This window comes from Acidovorax sp. HMWF018 (assembly GCF_003061035.1).
Taxonomy (GTDB): domain Bacteria; phylum Pseudomonadota; class Gammaproteobacteria; order Burkholderiales; family Burkholderiaceae_C; genus Acidovorax; species Acidovorax delafieldii.
In genome coordinates, this window is sequence record NZ_QAIM01000072.1 from 1 (window position 1) to 4,582 (window position 4,582).

At 58.8% G+C, this 4,582-nt stretch carries 2 protein-coding genes; both read left to right on the forward strand.

Going from position 1 to position 4,582, the window contains the following annotated elements; translation table 11 throughout:
* A partial coding sequence (gene polA, locus DBR23_RS02765; protein ID WP_108497240.1) for a DNA polymerase I occupies positions 1–2,513 on the forward strand: 2,513 nt, incomplete at its 5' end.
* A 172-nt stretch (positions 2,514–2,685) separates the two neighbouring features.
* Positions 2,686–4,374: a hypothetical protein gene (locus DBR23_RS29145; protein ID WP_146191206.1), complete on the forward strand. Its 1,689-nt coding sequence runs from the start codon at positions 2,686–2,688 to the stop codon at positions 4,372–4,374.
* Positions 4,375–4,582: the final 208 nt, after the last annotated feature.

Below are 4,582 nucleotides of genomic sequence, written 5' to 3' on the forward strand. Positions count from 1 at the left end.
CCATCCATGAGGTGGTGGACCTGCTGGGCTGGAAGGTGGTGGCCGTGCCCGGCGTGGAGGCCGACGACGTGATCGCCACCCTGGCCAACGCAGCAGCCGCACAGGGTATTGAGGTCATCGTGTCCAGCGGCGACAAGGATTTGAGCCAGTTGGTCAATGAGCACATCACCATCATCGACACCATGAGCGGCAAGCGCCGCGACGTGGCAGGCGTGACGGCAGAGTTTGGCGTACCACCCACGCTGATGGTGGACTACCAGGCGCTGGTGGGCGACACCGTGGACAACGTGCCCGGCGTTGCCAAGGTGGGCCCCAAGACGGCCGCCAAGTGGCTGGAAGAATATGGCTCGCTCGACAACCTGATTGCCAACGCCGACGCCATCAAGGGCGTGGCAGGCAACAACCTGCGCGAGGCGATCGCCAGCGGCCAGCTGGCCTTGAGCCGCCAACTGGTCACCATGAAGACCGATTGCGCGCTGGACGACTACATCCCCGGGTTGCCCGCGTTTGATGACATCACACTCGACGCACCGGACAACGCCGGCCTGCTGCCGTTTTACGAAAAGTATGGTTTCAAGGGCTTGGCCAGTGTGATTAAGGGTGCTGCAGCCCCGGCCACAGCAGCCCCCACCGTCGCCATGCCCGGCCAGAGCGGCGATCTGTTTGCCGACCACTCCGCCAGCACCGTGGCCGAAGAAGCCCAGCACCGCACCGTGGTGTACGACACCATCCTGAACTGGGCGGACTTCGACCAGTGGCTGGAGCGCCTGCACAAAGCCCCACTCGCGGCCATCGACACCGAAACAGACTCTCTCGACGAAATGCGCGCACAAATCGTCGGCATCAGTTTCAGTGTGCAGCCCGGCGAGGCCGCCTACATTCCCCTGCGCCACGAAGGCCCCGATGCGCCCGCGCAACTGCCGCTGGATGAAGTGCTCGCCCGTCTCAAGCCCTGGCTGGAAGACCCCAAGCACCACAAGCTGGGGCAGCACATCAAGTACGACCGCCATGTGTTCGCCAACCACGGCATCGAGGTGCAGGGCTACACACACGACACCATGCTGCAAAGCTATGTGCTCGAAGTGCACAAGCCCCATAACCTGACCAGCCTGGCCGAGCGCCACACGGGCCGCAAAGGCATCACCTACGAAGACCTGTGCGGCAAAGGCGCGCACCAGATTCCGTTTGCGCAAGTGCCGGTGGACAAGGCCGCTGCCTATTCGTGCGAAGACTCGGACCAGACCCTGGACGTGCACAACGCCCTGTGGCCGCTGCTGCAGGCAGACGACAAACTGCGCTTCATCTACGAGCTGGAGATTGCCAGCAGCGAAGCCCTGTACCGCATCGAACGCAACGGCGTGCTCATCGACGCCCCCACGCTGGCTGCCCAAAGCCACGAACTGGGCCAGCGCATCCTGCAGCTCGAAACCGAGGCGTACGAGATTGCAGGCCAGCCCTTCAACCTGAGCAGCCCCAAGCAGCTGGGCGAAATCTTCTTCGACAAGCTGGGCATGCCCGTGGTGAAGAAGACCGCCACCGGCGCCCGCAGCACCGACGAAGAAGTGCTGGAAAAGCTGGCCGAGGACTACCCCCTGCCCGCCAAGCTGCTGGAGCACCGGGGCCTCGTCAAGCTCAAAGGCACCTACACCGACAAGCTGGCCCAGCTGGCGCTGCCACGCACCGGCCGCGTGCACACGCACTACGCCCAGGCCGTGGCCGTCACAGGGCGCCTGTCCAGCAACGACCCCAACCTGCAGAACATCCCCATCCGCACCCCCGAAGGCCGCCGCGTGCGCGAGGCCTTCGTGGCCCCCGCAGGCCGCGTGATCGCCAGCGCCGACTATTCTCAGATCGAGCTGCGCATCATGGCCCACCTGAGCGGCGACCACTCGCTGCTGCACGCCTTCCACGCGGGGCTGGACGTGCACCGCGCCACCGCCGCCGAAGTGTTTGGGGTGGAAGTCGATCAGGTCACCAGCGAGCAACGCCGCTATGCCAAGGTCATCAACTTTGGCCTCATCTACGGCATGAGCAGCTTTGGCCTGGCCAAGAACTTAGGGATAGAGACCAAAGCAGCCGCCGCCTACATCGACAAGTACTTCCAGCGCTACCCCGGCGTAAAGCAGTACATGGACGACACCAAGGCCGCCGCCAAATCCTTGGGCTATGTCGAAACCGTGTTTGGCCGACGCCTCTACCTGCCCGAAATCAACTCCCCCAACGGCCCCCGCCGCGCCGGGGCCGAACGCGCCGCCATCAACGCCCCCATGCAGGGCACGGCGGCTGACCTCATCAAGCTGGCCATGGTGGCTGTTCAGAAGGAACTGGACGCCCACAAACCCAGCATCCAGATGATCATGCAGGTGCACGATGAACTGGTGTTCGAGCTGCCCGAGGGCGAGGTGGACTGGCTCAAGACCCACATCCCGCGCCTGATGGCAGATGTGGCGGCGCTGAAGGTGCCTTTACTGGCGGAGGTGGGGGTGGGGGCTAATTGGGATAAGGCGCATTGAGGTTGTGAAAGCAGGCGAAATAGGCCAATCGCGTGAGCAGCGCGCCACTGTCATGAACCCTCTTGGCCTAGCTAAATCTGGCCTTGATATCGCTTTGAGTGGCCGGTAGTTATCCAAAGAGGGGTTGAACGTACAGTTGTGCAATACCGCTAACGAGCTACAGATTCTGTAAATGGCAGACGATCTCAATCCTCATCACGATCTCGACCTTAGTCCCTTACGCGCTGATCTTGCTGGTTGGTCGCACTGGGAATCCACGCCTGTCGATGCGACAGCGCTCGGGAAGTTGGCCTGGAAGCTGGGTTTTGGACACTTCGATACGGACAGTATTCGCGCGCTGTGGCGAATTGGGCTTTTACGTGCAGATGTTGTTACTGCCGAAGCACATATTGAAGTCCCTGGTTTTGGGCCTGTTACATCCCAAGACGGATTTCGGTTCATTGATCTGCGAGTGCCCAAGCACAGACCACAAGGTGCGCTGTCTTTCATTCCAGATGGCCCAGCCCCGGAAGATCACCTTACCCCGTATTTCCATCCGTATAGGGTATTTCTTCTCCACCACGTCGTGAGGACCTTGCGTGTTCACACCAGTAGTACCCAGTATTTGATCTATACACCTGGAGTTCAGCGCGTCGTCGACTGGCAACTTCGTGATCTGCAACGTTGGACCGAATCGGACGGGTTCATAGCGAGATTCGATCATTGGAATCGAGTCACTGAAATTGCCATTGTGTGTGAGCCTGTCCGCTGGGCACCGCCTGAAGCGGCAACAGCAAGTTCTGACGAAGTATTGTTATTGGCATATTGCCAGCGCCTTGAAGTAGTTCTGCGGTCTCTGCCGTTGTATGCGATTCACACCATCCGCCAAGCATTCGCGATGTCGGCTGATGAGCTCGACTCCAATAAAGGACTGCACACACTGTTGCGGCTCATGAAGCCGTTTGAGCGTGACCGTATCCAAGGTCGAATCGGCGCGGCAATGAAGTTTTTGGATATGGCCGAATCGATCCGTCGAGCCGCAGAGCGGCTCCTATCAGTCCAATTACCTGAAGAGGATGAAATCGGTCCCGGTACGTGGATGGAAGGCGCGCGTAGGAACTTATATGGCACCGACCGCGTGTTCGATGCATCTCCAGGTATGTTGCGTGATTACCTTGGCACGTTCGGCCTAGATGCTGGGGTTAAAGCCCGTTGCTATGTTGAGGGACAGACTGAACTTGGCGCGCTACGGCACGCTTTAGGAACGTCAAATCAATGCACGTTCATTAACCTGAAAGGTGCTGTGGTTGAGAAAAATGGCCGCGGCTTGCAGTTCGCTGAATCCCTGGCATCTGATAAAGCAGGTGGGATATTCAGCTTCATCATGCTGGATGCTGATCGTGATGACTATGTGCGAGCTTTGCGTAGAGCTGCTGAGAACGAGACATTTCATGGTGCATTTCAGGTGTCTGAACCAGACGTCGAGTTGGCAAATTTCACGGCCCGAGAACTTTTGGACATCGCACTAACTATGTCTGCACAAATGCTTGATGAATCGCCTAGTCAGAAGTACGAAGTGCGCGATCTGCTTTCAGAAATTGAAGATGCAAGATCAGGAGGTGACTTTTTCAAGAGGCTTCAATCGGGAGGGCGTCTCACTGAGGTGTCCAAGGGAGAGGACTGGGGAGCGGCCCTTATGGGCTATGCCATCGATAACCCGACATTTCCGGCGGAGCATCCGAGGTCAGGGCAAGAGAGGCCACTCATCCAATTTGCGCGAATGCTGATCCGAGCCCAGAAGGTCGGCTTTAGGCTTTCTCTGGAGTATGAGAAGTTGAATGCTGCTACGGGAGCATTACAGCAGCGGCAGCCGGGCGTCTAGCAAAAGCTGAATATCACTTCCGATCGCTCATTCGGTGATGGCCAACTTTTTTGCAGGCCATTCATATCAACTCGGCGGAGAGTCAGCCGCATCAATAAACTCAGTCGGCAGTGCTAGGGATGTCCTGAACAACTCGGACTCGTAAGTGCTACAGGGTCGATGTTTTTCAGATGATGCAATTGCGGCCGTTTTCTCGCATCTTTGCGCC